We start from the raw sequence: 16,384 nt of genomic DNA, 5'->3' as shown, positions 1-16,384 counted from the left end.
ATCCACTGCAAGTGGTCGTGACGGACGGCGGAGTATGACGCGGGGCTACCAGATCGTCCGGGCAGCGCCCAAAAGGCCGGCGCGCACCGCCACATCGGCGTCCACCGTCTCAACGGACGTTTCGACTGCCCGCAACGCGGCGCGATAGACGCCTTCGAGCCGTCCGGCCGCGACGAGTTGAACCTTACCGATCGATCCGAAGCGCGCGCGGGCGGCGGCAAGCTCCATGCCGATCAGCAGGCCGGAGAGACGCGCGGCCCCTTGTGCGGGATCGCGAACGCCGAGGAGAGGCCCCGCACGGATCGCAAACAGCCGCGCCACGCCAAGCGCCGGATCTTGATAAACCGCGCGCACCGTTTCGAGAAAGACCGGGTCGTCGGCCTCCGGTTGCGGCTGGCCGTCCAGCGCGAGCCGCAGGATCGAATGTTCCCGCAACACCGCGAATGTCTCGCCGGTCACGACCGTCGCGAAGCGCCGCACGACGCCATCCCGGAGTTCCACCCATTTGGCGTGCGTTCCCGGCATGCAGACGAGGCCGGATCGCGTGCCCTGCCCGATCGCGCCCAGCAACTGCGTTTCCTCGCCACGCATGACGTCCGGCCAATCCGGATCGCGCTGCGCGACGCCCGGCAGGATGCGGATGTCCCTGATCTGCCCGTCGATCGTCACCGCTTGCGCCCCGAGATCGTCCAGCGCTGCCGGCGTGTCGAGATAAGGCGCCTCGCGCCACCCCTGACGCGCGCCCGCCATGCCGCAGATCATGACGGGAAGGTCCGCACCCGCGCCGACATCGCCGAGATGGCGGTCGAGGACGGCAGGAAAGCCGAGCGAAATCGCCTTCATCATGCCTTCGTCGCTGCGCGCTTCGGCAAGCACGGTGCCGTCCGACGCTAGCACCCAGAGGCGGAACGACGATGTGCCCCAATCGACCGCTGCAACGAAAGGCTTCATCCCGTGACGACCACGCCGCCATCGACGACGAGTGCCTGGCCGGTCATGACGGTCGATGCATTTGACGCCAGAAAGAGCGTCGGCTCCACCATCGCTTCGGGCGGAATTTCGATCTTGAGGCTCTGCCGCTCGATATGCGCGGCGAGCGACGTGTCGTCGGCCCACAATTCGCGCTGGCGATCGGTCAGCACCCAGCCCGGCATTACCGCGTTGACGCGGATGTTGTCCTTGCCGAGTTCGCGCGCCAGCCCGCGCGTGAGGCCGGTTATGCCGGCCTTGGCCGAGACATAGGCGTGGTAGCCGTCATTACCCATCATGTAGGAGATCGACGAGAAGTTGATGATCGATCCGCCGCCGGCGGCCCGCATGCCGGGCATGACGGCCTGTGCGGCGAAGAAGTGATGGCGCAAATTGACGTTCATCATGTGGTCCCAGTCTTCGACCGAGAACCCCTCCAGTGGATGGCGATTGTCCCACGCCGCATTGTTGACCAGCACGCCGATGTCGCCATTCGCCTCGGCGGCCTGCGCGATCGCACTTTTGAGCGCAGGAATGTCGGTCACGTCGCAGGGAATGTAGAGCGGCCGCGAACCGTAGGTCTTCTCCAGCCGGTCGCACAGCGCGGTCGCGTCCGAGCGCTGCACGAAGGCGACGTCCGCACCCTGTGCCACGAAGCCCTCCGTCAGATATGCGCCGATGCCCGAACCGCCGCCCGAAATGAACACCGATCTGCCCGTCAGATCGTGGAACGTCGCCGAAAACTTCATGATCTCATCCCATTAGTTGCGCGACAGGCTACGGCAAAGCCGCCTCGATGTCTTCGCAAGTATCTCAGGCGAACGGCACTGCCGTCGTGCCCGGCGGAAGCTTCGCTTCCTCATGCGGCTCGACGTGGATCGTGACGCGCATCGACGGGATTTCCTGCTGCAACGCAGCCTCGATGCGATCGCAGATCGCGTGGCTTTCGCCGACCGTCATCCCGGCATCGACCACCATGTGGAACTCGATGAAGGTCGCGCGCCCGGCAATGCGGGTCTTCAGGTCGTGCACCTCCATCGCGCCCTTGGAATTGGTGGAGATGATGTCGCGGATCCTGACAGTCTCCTCCATCGGCACGGCGCGGTCCATGAGGCCGTCGAGCGAGGTGCGGATGACCTTCCACCCCTGCCACAGGATGTTCAGCGCGACGATCAGCGCCAGAAGCGGATCGAGGAAATACCAGCCGGTCAGCACGGCGCCGATCAGGCCCGCGATGACGCCGACGGACGTCACGACGTCGGTCATGATGTGATGGCCGTCGGCCTCCAGCGCCGGCGACCTGTGGGCCCTGCCGTTGCGAATGAGCAGCCAGGCCCAGAACCCGTTGATCGCGGCGGCCGACGCGTTGATCGCAAGGCCAAGCCCCGGTTCATCGAGCGGCGCCGGGTTCTGCCAGGAACGCCAGACCTCCGCCATGATGAGCAGCGCCGCGACGACGATCAGTACCCCTTCGAGCACCGCCGAAAAATATTCGGCCTTGTGGTGCCCGTATTGATGGTCGTGATCGGCCGGCTTGTGGCTGACCGTGATCGCCCAGAACGCCGCGAAGGCGGCGATGACGTTGACGATGGACTCGAGCGCATCCGAATAGAGCGCGACGGACCCCGTCAGCCACCAGGCGACGAATTTCAGAGCCATCACCGCGAACGCCACGATAATGGTCCAACCGGCAAGCCGGCGAATTTTCTGCTTGTCGGTCATGGCCGGCCGTGAAAATCCCGCGCTCGACGTTGCCCCCCTCTGTCCTGCCGGACATCTCCCCCACGAGGGGGGAGATCACGCACGTCCCTGTCGCGACCTTTTCGGGAAAGCTCCGAAAAAGATGCCGGCTGATCTCCCCCCTCGTGGGGGAGATGTCCGGCAGGACAGAGGGGGGCGTGAAGGATTGCAAGCGTCACAATGTCATTCCTAAGCCGCCTTCACGCGCGCCTTTCGCGGCAGGTGCGCGACGACGTTCTCGATCATCCGCATGCCGGCATTCTGGCCGAGCGTCATGATCGATTCGGGATGGAATTGCACGGCCGCAATCGGTTCGCGCTTGTGCTCGAAAGCCATGATCACGCCATCGTCGGTTTCGGCAGTGACGATGAAATCGTCCGGCAGCCGCACCGGATCGGCGAAGATCGAGTGATAGCGCCCCACGGTGACTTCCTTCGGCAGGCCCGAAAAGATCACGCCGGCCTTGTTGACCCGGATGCGCGAGGGCTTGCCGTGCATCGGGATGTGAAGCTGGCGCAATTCACCGCCATAGGCTTCGGCAAGCGCCTGCAGGCCAAGGCAGACGCCGAAGATCGGCAGGTTGCGCTTGCGGGCCTTGTCGATCGTCGCCTTGGTGTCGAAGTCCTTCGGACTGCCCGGTCCGGGCGACAGGACGACGAGGTCGGGATTGATGCTGTCGAACACCTCTTCCGGCACTGGCGAACGAACGGTCGAGACCGTCGCGCCGGTCTGGCGGAAGTAGTTGGCGAGCGTGTGGACGAACGAGTCCTCGTGATCCACCAGCAGGATGGACACGCCATCTCCGACCCGTGCGCCCTCGCGTTCCGCCGCCACCGCATTGCCGGCCGACGCTTCGCGGATCGCCGCCAGCATCGCGGATGCCTTCAGTTCCGTCTCGGCTTCTTCCTCGGCGGCATCTGAATCGTAGAGCAGCGTCGCACCGGCGCGCACTTCAGCGATGCCGTCCTTGATGCGGATGGTGCGCAATGTCAGGCCGGTGTTGAGGTCGCCGTTGAAATGGACCATGCCGATCGCCCCGCCATACCAGGCGCGCGGGCTCTTTTCGTGGTTCTCGATGAACCGCATCGCCCAAAGCTTCGGCGCGCCCGTGACGGTCACCGCCCAGGCATGGCTGAGGAACGCGTCGAAGGCGTCCATGCCCTCGCGCAGCCGCCCCTCGATGTGGTCGACCGTGTGGATCAGGCGCGAATACATCTCGATCTGCCGCCGTCCAATCACCCGCACCGAGCCCGGCTCGCAGACGCGGCTCTTGTCGTTGCGATCGACGTCGGAGCACATCGTCAGTTCGCTCTCGTCCTTCTTGGAGTTGAGGAGCTTGAGGATCTGCTCGGAATCCGAGATCGCGTCATCACCGCGCCTGATCGTGCCGGAGATCGGGCACGTCTCGACCCGGCGGCCGTTGACCCGCACGAACATCTCCGGCGATGCGCCGATCAGATATTCGTTCTCGCCCAGATTGATGAAAAAGGAATAGGGCGACGGGTTGGTCTTCTTCAGCCGCCGCGTGATGTCCGACGGCTTCGATTCACAACGCTCGAAGAACATCTGCCCCGGCACGACCTCGAACAGGTCACCGCGTCGGAAGCTTTCCTTCGCGACATCGACCAGCTTCGCATATTCGCCCGGTTCATGGTCGCCGCGCGGCGGAATGCGATCGGATGGCTTGAACGGCTGCTCGATGCTGTCGCGCGGCAGGCCTTCGGTCGAGAACCCGTCGCCAGCATAATCGTAGCGGTCGTGCCAGGCCTTCGCCTGATGGTGATCGACCACGAGAATCTCGTCCGGCAGATAGAGCACCAGATCGCGCTGGCTCGACGCCCGCGTCAGCTTCTGCTCGACATGATCGAACTGGAAGGCGAGGTCGTATCCGAACGCGCCATAAAGGCCGAGATTCGAATCCTCCGGCGACCGGAACAGATCGACCAGCGCGCGCAGCACCGTAAACACCGTGGGCACGCGCGAGCGTTCCTCTTCGGCAAAGACGCGCGACGGCTCGGCCACCTGCAGCGCGATCAGCCGGTCGGTCACCTCGCCGACGCTCACGTCCGCCAGCGTATCCACCACGCGCCGGATCGGCCGCAGCAAGACCTCGCCGCGCGCATTCAGCGCCTCGATGCGCATCGCCCTGCCCCTGGCGCTGACGACCAGCGGCGGATCGATCATCGCCGTGTCCCAGCGCGTGTAGCGGCCCGGATATTCGTAGTTGGAGGAGAAGACGCAGCCGCGGCGCGAATCCAGCCCGTCGATATAGGCTTCGATGGCGCCGTCATAGGGCGTGTCGTGACGCTGGCGGGTGATCGCCACCCCGCCTGCGGTGACAAAGCGCTCGGCGCCGTTTTCAAGCAATTCGACAGTCATGCCCAAATCTCCATCCGTTTCCCGATCGGAATTCCGGATTGGCTTGAAAACAAAATGGCCGCCCGGAAATCCGCTGCGGCCACCACAATTTTCACGCACACGCGCTCAACCGGCCGCTGTCAGCGAGCCCACCACCAAAGGGTCTTGATCGAACGCATGGTCATGCGGATTCCATAGCTGCGAAACCCGCATGCGGCAAGCGGATTCCTGCGGAGCCCTCAGGCAAGCGCGGGACGCTGGTTGCGCAGCACGATGACGAGAAACAGCACCATCGATGTGAGCGTGGTGAATGCGCCGAGAATCGCCAGAATTTCAGTCGTTCCACGTATGGCGAGCGTGATGCCCGGCACGATGAGCCAGACGCCAAGCGTCGCGATGGCGAAGTGCAGCGTTGCGAGCCTGCTTTCCGCCGCGCTCGGCACAAGGTGATAGTAGATGCCGAAGAGCGCCATCGTCACCCAGCCGATCAGGTTCAGATGGCCATGAGCCGGCGCGAGACCGTGATCGTGGCTGGCAGCCATCCAGATACCGAACATCATGCCGGCCATCACATAGACAATTGCCGACGCAAAGAACCACAAGGCAACGCCGCGCATTTTTCCCTCCGGAGCGAACGGTCACAAACGAACCAAGCGCTGCTTGCGCCTGTCGGGAATCTTAATCCATGGGCCGATAACCCGCCAGCGCGGGATATGGTTGTCGGCTAAGTCGTTTTGAGGTGGGGCCTACTTCGTTTTCCGCTCACGGCTGCCCGAAGCCGGCAGCCCGCCGCCATTTCAGCGACTTTGGCAGGTTCTCATGACGAAGCCTCGTCTCGATGCCGATAGAACCGCAAACCCGTCACGACCAGCGACGACAGGCTCGCCCAGGCGACGCCGAGAGCCCAGCCGGCGGCGACGTCGCTCGGCCAATGGACGCCCAGATAGATGCGGCTGATGCCGATCGCGACCGTCAGCAGCACGGCGATGCTGATCACATAGACCCGCACGACCGTGTCCTCCACGAGCCGCACGATCAGGCTGGCAAGCGTGAGATACACGACCGCGCTCATCGTGGCATGGCCGCTCGGGAAGCTTGCCGTGTGGGTGGTGACCAGATGATCCACGATATCCGGCCTCGGGCGGTCGTATATCAGCTTGAGAACATGCCCGAGCGCCGTTCCGGTCACGATCGAGAGGCATGTGAAAAGCGCGGGGCCGAATTTCTTCGACACCAGCAGAAAGCCCACGACCACGCCCACGAGGATCACGAGCACCGGATACCCGCCCAACGACGTGATCTCGGTCATCGTCTCCTGCAGCCATGGGGGCCCCAGCGGGCGGGACACGTCGCCGGGCGTGCGAAGCATCAGAAGCAGATGGCTGTCGATCGCGGCGATCTCGTTCTCGCTGACCTCGTCGGCTATCGCCAGGAAGCCGTAGAGACCGGCCGCGAACAGGCCCACCATAAGCAGAGGCGTGGATGCGAACCTGACGTCGCGCATGCCTTTGACGAGGTTGGTGAGATTATGTGCCATGTGCCCCTCGAGATTGCGTGCGGTTGAAACGCGCGATCAGCCTATAGGTTCGCGTCGTTTTCGTCGCGGGCATCTCGGGGGCATGCATGGTCCTTGCGTCGACTGGCATTGATGCCGGAGGCGAGGATCAGCCTTGGTCAGGCGCGCCGCGGCGCGTGCGTTCCTTGTTCACGCGCGACAGCGCTTCGGCGAGCACGCCCATCTTCTGGCGGTTGCCTGCGTCGGCCTGGTCGAATTTCACCTGGCCGCCGCCTTTCCCGCGCACGCTACGGCGCTGCTTATGTGCGATATCGCGCGCACGATCACGGCGTTCGCGCAGCCGCTTGGCAATGTCGGAGACATCCTTGTCTGAAAGCGCGCCGAGCGCCGGCTGCCTGGTCCTTGCGACCAGTTCGCCTTCGCCGCTGTCGAGCAGGCGTTCTTCGTTCTTGCGGCTTGTAGACATGTCTCATCTCCATAGTCGTTTACGTCAATTTGCGAACGCAACGCGGACGCGGAGAGTTCCATCATTGGCGACCGTTCAACCCGCCTCGCCGCGCAACGGCATGAAGGCTTCGCGGATCGTCTCCACCAACCCCTCGATCGCCGGGCTGGAACGACGCGGATTTCGCCGCAGGACCACGCGCGAGGAATCGACGGGCGGAAAACCATCGCCGAGCGTCAGTTCCCGGCATCCCACCGGAATCGTGCTTCGCGACAAGGCCGCGACGCACAGCCCCGAAGCCGCCGCCATCTTCAGCCCGCCGCTCGAATGGCTGGAGAACGCCACGCGATAGCGCACGCCATGCTGCTCCAGCGAGCGAATGGCGAAGTCGTGGCACCAGTTGGATTTGTCGCCGTCATAGACAGCGATCGGCACGGGCGTCTCTTCATGCCGCTTGTGCAGCACGGAGGTGACCCAGACGGTCGGATCGATGCACAGAACGTCGCCGGCATTCGAGTCATCCGAATCGAAGATCACCGCCAGGTCGAGCTGATCCTTGCCCAGCGCCTCTATCTGCATGAAGGAGTATCCGCATTTCACGGTCACCTCGACCGCCGGATGCCGCTCGGAAAACACCGACAATGCGTGCGGTATCACCGTCTCGCCGTACTCTTCGGGAATGCCGATGCGAACAGGGCCGTCCAGCGGCTTCGACCGCATCATCGAATCCGTCTCCTCCAGGAGATCGACGATGCGGCGCGCATAGGGGAGAAGATGCTCGCCATGCGCGGTCAGTGACACGCCACGCGAACCCCGCTCGAACAGCTTCTCTTCGAGCCGGTCTTCAAGCCGTCCGATCTGCATGCTGATGGCGGATTGCGTTCGTCCGACCATCGCCGCCGCCTGCGTGAAGTTGCCTGTCTTTGCGACCGCGAGAAAGGTGCGGAGCAGATCGCTGTCGATCGGATTGTACATGGCGCCTCGTCATCACAAGACCTGATGACAGCCATATTGGATATTCGCTTGTCGAATGTCAAAGGTGTTGGAGAATTGCCCGTATCAGCCATGCGGGACGATGACATGCATCAACGGTTGCAAAGGGACAAGATTTCGCTGCTGTCGCGGCTGCGCCGGGCATGGCGCCAGTGGCGCGCGACGAGGCAACAGCGCCATGCCCTGGACAGCCTGATCGCAAAGCCGGACGACAGGCTTCTGGAGGATGCAGGCATGACGCGCGACGAGGCGGAGCGGCTGCGACGCGAAGCCCGCCTGATGCACATCGCGCTTTGGGCGAGCGTGCGGGGGCGCGGTGACTGACGCGCGCCCCTTGTTCCTTGGCCTCAGAACAGTCCTTCGATCTGGCCCTGATCGTTGAGGAAGATCTTTTCGGATGACGGCGCCTTGGGCAGGCCCGGCATCGTCATGATCTCACCGCAGATCGCGACGACGAAGCCGGCGCCGGCCGACAGGCGCACCTCGCGCACCGGAACGACATGGTCCACCGGAGCGCCGCGCAGGGTCGGATCGGTCGAGAACGAGTACTGCGTCTTGGCCATGCAGACCGGGAGATTGCCGTAGCCCTGTTGTTCCCACTGATGGAGCTGGTCGCGCACCGACTTGTCGGCGATGGCCTCCGAACCGCGATAGATGCGCTTCACGATCGTGTTGATCTTGTCGAAGAGCGGCATGTCGTCGGGATAGAGCGGCGAGAACTGCGACGCGCCGCTTTCGGCGAGCTGAACCACCTTGTGCGCAAGGTCCTGAATTCCCTCCGAGCCCTTGGCCCAGTGCTTGCACAGGATCGCCTCTTCGCCCATCGACGCGACGAACGCCTTGACCGCTTCGATTTCCGCATCCGTGTCGGAGTGGAAATAATTGATCGCCACCACCGCCGGCACGCCGAACTGCTTCACGTTCTCGATGTGGCGGCCAAGATTGGCGCAGCCCTTCTTCACTGCCGCCACGTCTTCCTTGCCGAGGTCGTCCTTCTTCACGCCGCCGTTCATCTTCAGTGCCCGCACGGTCGCGACGATGACGGCTGCCGCCGGCTTCAGCCCGGCCTTGCGGCACTTGATGTCGAAGAACTTTTCCGCGCCGAGATCGGCGCCGAAACCCGCTTCCGTCACGACGTAGTCGGCCAGCTTGAGCGCGGTCGTCGTCGCGACGACCGAGTTGCAGCCATGCGCGATGTTGGCGAAGGGGCCGCCATGGACGAAGGCCGGGTTGTTCTCCAGCGTCTGCACCAGGTTCGGCTGCACGGCATCCTTCAGCAAAACCGCCATCGCGCCGTCGGCCTTGAGGTCGCGGGCGAAAACTGGCGTCTTGTCGCGGCGATAGCCGACGATGATGTCGCCGAGGCGCTTTTCAAGGTCCTTCAGATCCGTGGCGAGACACAGGATCGCCATGACCTCGGACGCCACCGTGATGTCGAAGCCGGCCTCGCGCGGGAACCCGTTGGCGACGCCGCCGAGCGAGCAGACGATCTCGCGCAGCGCGCGGTCGTTCATGTCCATCACGCGGCGCCAGGCGACGCGGCGGATGTCGATGCCGAGTTCGTTGCCCCAGTAGATGTGGTTGTCGATCAGCGCCGAAAGCAAGTTGTGCGCCGTCGTGATGGCATGGAAGTCTCCGGTGAAATGGAGGTTCATGTCCTCCATCGGCACGACCTGCGCATAGCCGCCGCCCGCCGCGCCGCCCTTGATGCCGAAATTGGGTCCAAGCGAGGCTTCGCGAATGCAGACCACGGCCTTCTTGCCGATGCTGTTCAAGCCGTCACCGAGACCCACCGTCGTGGTCGTCTTGCCTTCGCCCGCCGGCGTCGGGTTGATCGCGGTGACGAGGATCAGCTTGCCGTCCTTGTTGCCCTTCACGGACTTGATGAACTCGGCCGAAATCTTCGCCTTGTCGTGGCCGTAGGGCAGCAGATGCTCGGAAGGAATGCCCAGTTTCCCACCGATCTCCATGATCGGCTTCTTCGTTGCGGCGCGCGCGATCGCGATGTCGGACTTCACTTCGGCCATGACGGCTTCTCCCCCGGTTGGCTAAAACGCGACGCCTTTGGCGGCGTTCAGGTCGAGGGGCATAGAAACCGTCCGCACCCTTTCACGCCGTCTCAAAACAGCCGCCCAATGCGCGAAATGCGACAGCGGCAGGGGAGTAGGGGAGTAGGGGAGTAGGGGAGTAGGGGAGTAGGGGAGTAGGGGAGTAGGGGAAACAGTTTCTGGCCGGGCGGCGGCATCAAAGCGTTTTCTCGACGACCATCGCCTTCGCCCCTACTGCCCTACTCCCCTACTGCCCTCACCTACTCCTACCGATCCAGCACCTGACGCAGTTCCACGAGATTGGACCGCACGCGCAGAACGTAGAAGCCCATCGTCGTCAGGTGGGTGGGCATGATCCAGCCGTCCTCCCGGCCGTTCGAGATGATGAAGGGCTGGATGTTGAGTGCCGCCCGCATCTGCTCCTCGACGGCCTGCCACAGCGGCCCGAGCTCACGCGAGGTGATGACCTGCTGGAAGTCGTGCCGTGCCGCGGTCAGGATGCCGTAATAGCCGTAGAGCTGGCCGTAGGCGAACCAGAACCGGTCGTCGGCGCGGGTGTCGAACCACCCGCCATTGTGGTTCTGCGACCGCTCCTGGATCAGGTCCGAGGTCGATCCGATGTCGCCGGCGATACGGTCCACGAACTGCATCAGATTGTCGGCGCGCGCATTGAACACGACCTGGCAGTTCTGCATGCGATCGTTGAAGGCGCGCAGGCTGCGCTCAGCCGAACGGTAGAAGCTCGGCGTCGGCGTCTTGGGGCCGAACGGGTTGAGGCCGAAATACCAGGTCTCCTCGTCGAACGCGATCGAACCGCGCGCATCCTGCAAATTCTGGTCGATCTGGCTCGTGCCGCGAACGCGTCCGAGCGTGTCGACCAGTTCGATCGAAGTGCGGCGGATAGCCTGGTTGATGCCGCGCTGGAACGACGCCTTGTTGTCGAGCCAGGGCGTATGGTCCCAGTCCATGCCGAAGAGGCCGAGCTTGTACAGGATCATCGACGAGATCCAGCCGTTCTGGTTGACGTTGAAGTCGATCAGGTCGGCCGTCACGTCCACGATCGCGGAGCGCGTGCAGGTCTTGACCTCGCCTTCGACCGGGTCCGTCGTCTCGGTCTGCGGGTTGGCTCCGCCCGCGGGTGCGGCGGTGAAGTCGTACTTCTCCGCATAGGCCGTGTCGAAATTCGTCCAGCGCTGCGTATTCCAGATGAAGTAGCCGTACAAAGCGATCAGCAGGATCAACCCGATGCCGATCGGCCCCTTGATGATCCAGCCGCGCCGCGCATACCACTGGCTTGCAGCCACGAACGGCCAGACGATCCAGGCCACGAGCATCCCGATGCCCCGGCCGATGGCCTGAAACACGCGGGTGAAGAAACTGACGATCGGATCGAACATGGCTTACACCCTCAATCGGTAAGGCCGTACAGGCGCTGGCGGAACCCCGCCTTGTCCTTCAAATACGTATCTTTCAGCGTCGCCACAACGTGCGCGCGCCAGACTTCGTTGAAGTCCTCATAGTCGCGATAGAACGCCGGCTTGTTGAAGACGTATCGCGACATGAAATCGAACGGCACGAAATCGGAGATCAGGCTGTTCGTCAGCCATGCATCCGGGTGGTCCGGCCTGGCGCGAACGACCAGGAAACGCTGGCGCGGCGGCACGTCCTCGATCTTCAACTGCCCGAGCTGCGAGATTTCGCGCTTCGCCGCGTTGAGGAAAGGAAACGTCCCGTCGCTGTTGATCAGGCTCGCATTGCTGTGGATCCACGTCTGCAGCCACACGCGGTCGGCCTTGCCGAGGTCGCGCTTGGGATCGGACTGGTGGATCAGCGAGCGCACCAGCATGTCGGCGCGGTGTTCGAGATAGCCGGATTTTTCGATCCACGAGGCGCGCGGCAGCTCGATCCGGCCAGTCGACAGCAGGAACTCGAAGACCTTGTCGGCATCGTGCAGCGACAGGTAGCTCACCTGCCACGGACGCGACCGCCTGAAGCCCGGCGCGGAGGGATCGCTGATCACCGTCGTCATGCCCGGATCGACGAAGACGTAGAGCCCGCCGAAATGGCTGGTCCAGTAAGCGTTGTGCCGGAAGATGACGTGGTCGGGCACGAGCGCGTTTTCGCGAATGTCGCCGGTGACCTTGGCCAAATCGACCATCTCTTCCAGCATCGCGGTGTCGCGCCAGGCGTCGGGCTCCTGCTTGAGCCTGTCGACCAACGTCGCAAGTTGCGTCGCCTTGCCTGTCACGTCCTCGGCCGAGAGAACCTTGAACTCGACCTGGTTGATCGACAGCAGATCCTCGATGTCCTCAACCTTGGCGACCGAATCCTCGATCTCGCCGTAGATCACGTCCTTGATGGTCAGCGCGTTGATCACGCGCTGGTTGCTGGTCATGAACTCGAAGAGAAGCTGTGACGTGTTCGAGAACGCCGTGTGGACCACCGGCAGGTCGATCTGCTGCGGCGTGAGGATGATGAAGCGGCGGTTGATCTGGTTGGGATCGAGATAATTCACGTCGCCCAAATCCTCGGCCACCTGCGGCGAATAACCGGAGCGGTCGATCTCGAACGATGCGCGCGCCGTCGGCTTCAACCCGAACGCCGCCAGCGCCTTGTTGTAGCGCTCGATCAGATGCGGCTCCTCGATCGTGAGAAGACGCCCGTAGATCAGATCGTTGTCGCGCAGGAGGTTCAACCTTCCTTCTCCCCGTTCACGGGGAGAAGGCGCCCGAAGGGCGGATGAGGGGCGGCGCAAACATTCCTGTTCATCGCTCGATGCTCTTGAAAGCCGGCAGGAACTTTGCCTCGACGGAAATCGACTTGTCGGACAGACGCCCATCGACCGCAGCCACGATCATCTCCAGAATCCCTCGACGGTCCCGCAGAACATCCGCATGCCAGAATCTCAAAACCGACCAGCCATTTCTGTTCATCGTCTCATCCCGATATCGATCGGTTCCGCTACCGATATGTTGGCTGCCATCGACTTCCACAACCAGATTGGCTTCCCTGCAGGCAAAATCCGCAAAATAGAACCCGATGGGGTGCTGACGTACGAACTTGTAGCCGTTCAACCGTCGTCCCCGCAGTTCGTGCCACAGCGCTTCCTCAGCCTCGTTCTCGACCTTGCGAAGCGCTCTTGCCCGTGTTGTCTTGCGCGCATTCTCTCCACGCACAGCGCTGCCCCTCATCCGCCCTTCGGGCACCTTCTCCCCGTGAACGGGGAGAAGGAAGAGCTCACCCACCCCACAGCCCCTTCGCCTTCAGCGCCTCGATCTCTCCGATTGCCCGCTCCCGCAGCTTCGCGTCGCGGATCAGCTTGGACACGTCCACGTCGTCGGCGCGGTCGGAATAGCGGAACTCGCTATCGGCGTAGCGGTTGATCTCCTGCATCACCATGGCCATCGAGAACGGCCCGCGAAGCTCCTCGATCATCGCTTTTTTCTCGTCGTAGCCCTTGCCCATGAAGGTCTCGGGCTTCTCGAACCACGCGTCCGGCAGGTCGATGTCCATCGCGCGCATCTTGATCGCGTCGGTGACGTTCTTGATGGCGCGGCCGGTGAAGCGCGGTTCGGCTTCCTTGATCATGTGGAGATACTCGCCCACATCGACCAGCGATTTCGGCTCGCCGTGGTCGTTCAGGAAACGATCATAGACCTTGCGCAAGCCCTCTTCCTGCGGCTTGGCATGCTCCTCATAGGCGACGCTCACCGCCTTCTGGATCTGCTGCGCCTCGAAGAGCGCGTGCTCACCCATCGGGATTTTGTGGTTCTTGCCCGCGAGCAGAACGAAGATGTCGATGTAGTCGTCGCGGGTCTGCGGCCCGTCCACCACCCAGCGCGCGCCGGCCCGCTGGCGCAGCGCGTCGTCGACGTTCTCCGGGTAGTTGGAGAACATGCCGAATGCGCAATTGCCGCGCACCACCGTGGAGGCACCGGCGAAGCTCTCCATCAGCACGCCGGTGATTTCCTGCTGGCCGGCCGACGCCCGGTCGTCCGAGCGCTTGGCTGCGACCTGGTCGATATCGTCCACGGTGCCGAAGCCGATCGAGCGCGGGTTCAGCACGTTGTTGACGAACTGCTTGCAGTTCTGGCCCGACTTGCCCTGATAGGACGAGATCTGGTCGACGCCGAAATTCTCGTAGTGGAACGGCACGCCGGCGATCTGGCAGTAATCGTTGATCAGGCCGGCCGTCATCTGGATCAGGATGGTCTTGCCGGTGCCCGGCGCGCCGTCGCCGATGAAGGTGAACAGGAAGCCGCCCAGTTCCACGAACGGATTGAGCTGGCGGTCGAAATCATAGGCCATCAGCATCTTGGCCAGCCGCATCGCCTGGTACTTGGCGATGTGGTTGCCGATGATCTCGTCCGGCTTCTTGAAGGTCATCACCAGCGGCTTCGACTTGCGCCCCGGCGCGACGTCGAAACCGTCGATGGTGAAATCGTCCTGGTCGATGCGGATATGCGCGTTCTCGAAAGCGCCGAGCGCGTCGAAGCGGCCCTTGCGGGCGAGCAGCCCCTCCACCGCGACGGTCGCGAAGGCACGGGCGCGCGTCGCGAGGTCGTGGTCGTCGCTCGCACCTGCCAGTGCGCCGTCGAGCCCGGCGAGCAGCGCCTTCAGCGCATCCTGCTGCGTGTCGAAGGCGAAATCCGGCTCCTTGATGTCATTGGGCGCTTCGGCGTCGCTCTCGATCGTCTGGAGCAGGTAGGATGCGAAGGTGAAAGCAGCGACATAGGCCGCCGTGGACAGGAGACGCTTGTAGGTCGCGACGTCGTCACCTTCCAGCGGCGAGCGCGCGTTCTTCGCCTGAAGGTCCTCCAGCGCGGTCGATTTCGCATAGACCTCTGCCACCGCCATCGCGACGCTCAGGCCGCGCCGGGCGCGGTAGAGCAGCGTGTGCTGCGGGATCGAGAGTAGCTGATCGTCCGGGCGCACCGCCTGCACGGTCCTGGACAGTTCCACCTCGCGGGTCTTGCGCACGGACCCGGTCGAGACTGTCGAGACGAACCGCCTGCCCGTGCCGGCAAGCTCCGTTCCGGACCGGCCCGCGCCGTCTTCCAGCACCACCACACGCGTGATGAAGCTCTGCGCCATCGCGCGATGCTTCTCGATGTCCGCCTCGGATATCGCGGTCAGGCCGGTGTCCATACTCAACTCCCCTCAAACATCGCTGATCACCTGCCCGTTCGAGATGATGTGAACCTTGTACCCGGCGAAAATCTTCTGCGCCTCGCCGGCCGCGTACAGCACCTGATAGGCCTCGTGCGGGATCAGCGCGTGCCGCTCATAGTTCGACACGCCCTGCCGGGCGGCTTCGAGATCGTCGGTGTTGATGTGGAATTCCTCGCGCGCCGGTTGCGAGGAGAACAGGCCGCGGCGTGCCGGCGTCTCGGCCTTCGAGAACACCTCCTGGATCGTCCAGGTCAGCAGCCACGCATTCTCGACGCGCCGCACCTTCGCCAGAACGTCGGCAACGGTCGAGTTGTGTTCGGTGATGCCCGCCGAATAGAACGGCCCGAGCACGACGCGCCGCAACTGCTTGGGATGAAGCTGGTCGAAATCCTTGTCCAGATTGCCCGCGATCGTCGCCGGCGACAGCGTATAGGCCGAGTTCTTCTCGGCGAAATCGTCGAAGCGATGCGCGAGATCGGGATTGAGCAAGCCCTCGACCGGCAGCGGGATCGGCACGCTCTCGTTGAGTTTTCCGTCCTTGCCGACGAGTGCCCGCACCACATTGTCGGACGAATCCTCGACCGTCGCCATATAGACCAGCGGCAGGTTGGCCGAGCCGTCGAAGGCAGCCCAGTGCACGACATAGATCGGCCGGCCGGTCTTCGGGTTGACCGAAACTCTGATCGTCTTGGGCAGGATGAACGGTGCGAACACCTGCCCCGACGACACCTGTTCGAGGTAGAGCCGTTCGGCCATCGACTTGCGCAACGCGTCGGGCATCGCACGATGGCGCAGGATGAAATCCGCCATCTCCGCGCGCAGCACCTCCGGTTCGGGAATGGCTGCGAGGCGCTTGTCGGCCTGGCGGCGATCGTTTTCGAGTTCCAGAACGTTCTGGAAGACGGGATAGCCGCTTTCCGCACGCGAAATCTTGAACGCGTCCATGAAGCCGAGACGATTCTTCCACGACGAGAACGAATTCTCCAGCCGCACGATGTACTCGGCCATCACGCGGGCCACGAGATCGTGCCGGTAGAGCGGCGAGCGGTCGTCACGCAGGAAGATGTCGAGGCCGCCAAGCGCGGCGGAGATCGCGGTGAAGTAGCGCTCGGCGGGGTCGGAGGTGGTCATGCGGAAGCTCCG

Annotated in this window: 15 protein-coding genes; 1 reads left to right on the top strand and 14 read right to left on the bottom strand. The window is 63.4% G+C overall.

Annotated features, from left to right (window positions below; genetic code table 11):
• Nucleotides 1-45: 45 nt before the first annotated feature.
• The 8 genes from AAFN55_RS04440 to AAFN55_RS04405 all read right to left on the bottom strand — a co-directional run bounded on the left by AAFN55_RS04440 (nucleotide 46) and on the right by AAFN55_RS04405 (nucleotide 8,003).
• The gene (locus tag AAFN55_RS04440; RefSeq protein ID WP_347797666.1) at nucleotides 46-951 is read right to left on the bottom strand and encodes a 2-dehydro-3-deoxygalactonokinase; all 906 of its coding nucleotides are present in this window, start codon (nucleotides 949-951) and stop codon (nucleotides 46-48) included.
• The gene (locus AAFN55_RS04435) at nucleotides 948-1,718 is read right to left on the bottom strand and encodes an SDR family oxidoreductase (RefSeq protein WP_347797665.1); all 771 of its coding nucleotides are present in this window, start codon (nucleotides 1,716-1,718) and stop codon (nucleotides 948-950) included. The genes AAFN55_RS04440 and AAFN55_RS04435 overlap by 4 nt, the downstream gene beginning before the upstream one ends.
• 64 nt (nucleotides 1,719-1,782) lie before the next feature.
• Entirely contained in the window at nucleotides 1,783-2,691 is a 909-nt protein-coding gene (locus AAFN55_RS04430) for a cation diffusion facilitator family transporter (RefSeq protein ID WP_347797664.1), read from the bottom strand.
• Nucleotides 2,692-2,898: 207 nt separating this feature from the next.
• A complete protein-coding gene (locus tag AAFN55_RS04425) occupies nucleotides 2,899-5,088 on the bottom strand; it encodes an anthranilate synthase (protein ID WP_347797663.1) in 2,190 nt (729 codons plus the stop codon).
• Nucleotides 5,089-5,306: 218 nt separating this feature from the next.
• Entirely contained in the window at nucleotides 5,307-5,684 is a 378-nt protein-coding gene (locus AAFN55_RS04420) for a hypothetical protein (RefSeq protein ID WP_347797662.1), read from the bottom strand.
• Nucleotides 5,685-5,884: 200 nt separating this feature from the next.
• The gene (locus tag AAFN55_RS04415) at nucleotides 5,885-6,604 is read right to left on the bottom strand and encodes a phosphatase PAP2 family protein (protein WP_347797661.1); all 720 of its coding nucleotides are present in this window, start codon (nucleotides 6,602-6,604) and stop codon (nucleotides 5,885-5,887) included.
• A gap of 127 nt (nucleotides 6,605-6,731) precedes the next feature.
• Nucleotides 6,732-7,049, bottom strand: a complete 318-nt coding sequence (locus AAFN55_RS04410; RefSeq protein ID WP_347797660.1) for a hypothetical protein — start codon at nucleotides 7,047-7,049, stop codon at nucleotides 6,732-6,734.
• A gap of 75 nt (nucleotides 7,050-7,124) precedes the next feature.
• Nucleotides 7,125-8,003 carry a LysR family transcriptional regulator gene (locus AAFN55_RS04405; RefSeq protein ID WP_347797659.1) on the bottom strand — a complete coding sequence of 293 codons (879 nt, stop codon included), beginning with the start codon at nucleotides 8,001-8,003 and terminating at the stop codon, nucleotides 7,125-7,127.
• Between the two features lie 105 nt (nucleotides 8,004-8,108).
• Between AAFN55_RS04405 and AAFN55_RS04400 the strand changes: the two genes are divergently transcribed.
• Nucleotides 8,109-8,345, top strand: a complete 237-nt coding sequence (locus AAFN55_RS04400) for a DUF1127 domain-containing protein (RefSeq protein ID WP_347797658.1) — start codon at nucleotides 8,109-8,111, stop codon at nucleotides 8,343-8,345.
• A 23-nt stretch (nucleotides 8,346-8,368) separates the two neighbouring features.
• On the opposite strand, the gene AAFN55_RS04395 is transcribed toward AAFN55_RS04400, so the two are convergent.
• The 6 genes from AAFN55_RS04395 to AAFN55_RS04370 all read right to left on the bottom strand — a co-directional run bounded on the left by AAFN55_RS04395 (nucleotide 8,369) and on the right by AAFN55_RS04370 (nucleotide 16,372).
• On the bottom strand, nucleotides 8,369-10,048 hold the full coding sequence (locus tag AAFN55_RS04395; RefSeq protein ID WP_347797657.1) for a formate--tetrahydrofolate ligase: 1,680 nt from the start codon (nucleotides 10,046-10,048) through the stop codon (nucleotides 8,369-8,371).
• 287 nt (nucleotides 10,049-10,335) lie between these two features.
• Nucleotides 10,336-11,466, bottom strand: a complete 1,131-nt coding sequence (locus AAFN55_RS04390) for a DUF2333 family protein (protein WP_347797656.1) — start codon at nucleotides 11,464-11,466, stop codon at nucleotides 10,336-10,338.
• An 11-nt stretch (nucleotides 11,467-11,477) separates the two neighbouring features.
• On the bottom strand, nucleotides 11,478-12,764 hold the full coding sequence (locus AAFN55_RS04385) for a DUF6638 family protein (RefSeq protein ID WP_347797655.1): 1,287 nt from the start codon (nucleotides 12,762-12,764) through the stop codon (nucleotides 11,478-11,480).
• 70 nt (nucleotides 12,765-12,834) lie between these two features.
• Entirely contained in the window at nucleotides 12,835-13,245 is a 411-nt protein-coding gene (locus tag AAFN55_RS04380; protein WP_347800180.1) for a DUF559 domain-containing protein, read from the bottom strand.
• A 61-nt stretch (nucleotides 13,246-13,306) separates the two neighbouring features.
• Nucleotides 13,307-15,217, bottom strand: coding sequence for an AAA family ATPase (locus AAFN55_RS04375; protein WP_347797654.1), 1,911 nt, complete (start codon nucleotides 15,215-15,217; stop codon nucleotides 13,307-13,309).
• A gap of 12 nt (nucleotides 15,218-15,229) precedes the next feature.
• Nucleotides 15,230-16,372 carry a hypothetical protein gene (locus tag AAFN55_RS04370; protein ID WP_347797653.1) on the bottom strand — a complete coding sequence of 381 codons (1,143 nt, stop codon included), beginning with the start codon at nucleotides 16,370-16,372 and terminating at the stop codon, nucleotides 15,230-15,232.
• Between the last annotated feature and the right edge of the window lie 12 nt (nucleotides 16,373-16,384).

Origin of the sequence: Mesorhizobium sp. CAU 1732, assembly GCF_039888675.1 — a bacterium.
Lineage (GTDB): Bacteria > Pseudomonadota > Alphaproteobacteria > Rhizobiales > Rhizobiaceae > Aerobium.
The sequence above is the reverse complement of the archived record's forward strand: the minus strand, read 5'-3'. Positions and strand labels throughout refer to the sequence as shown.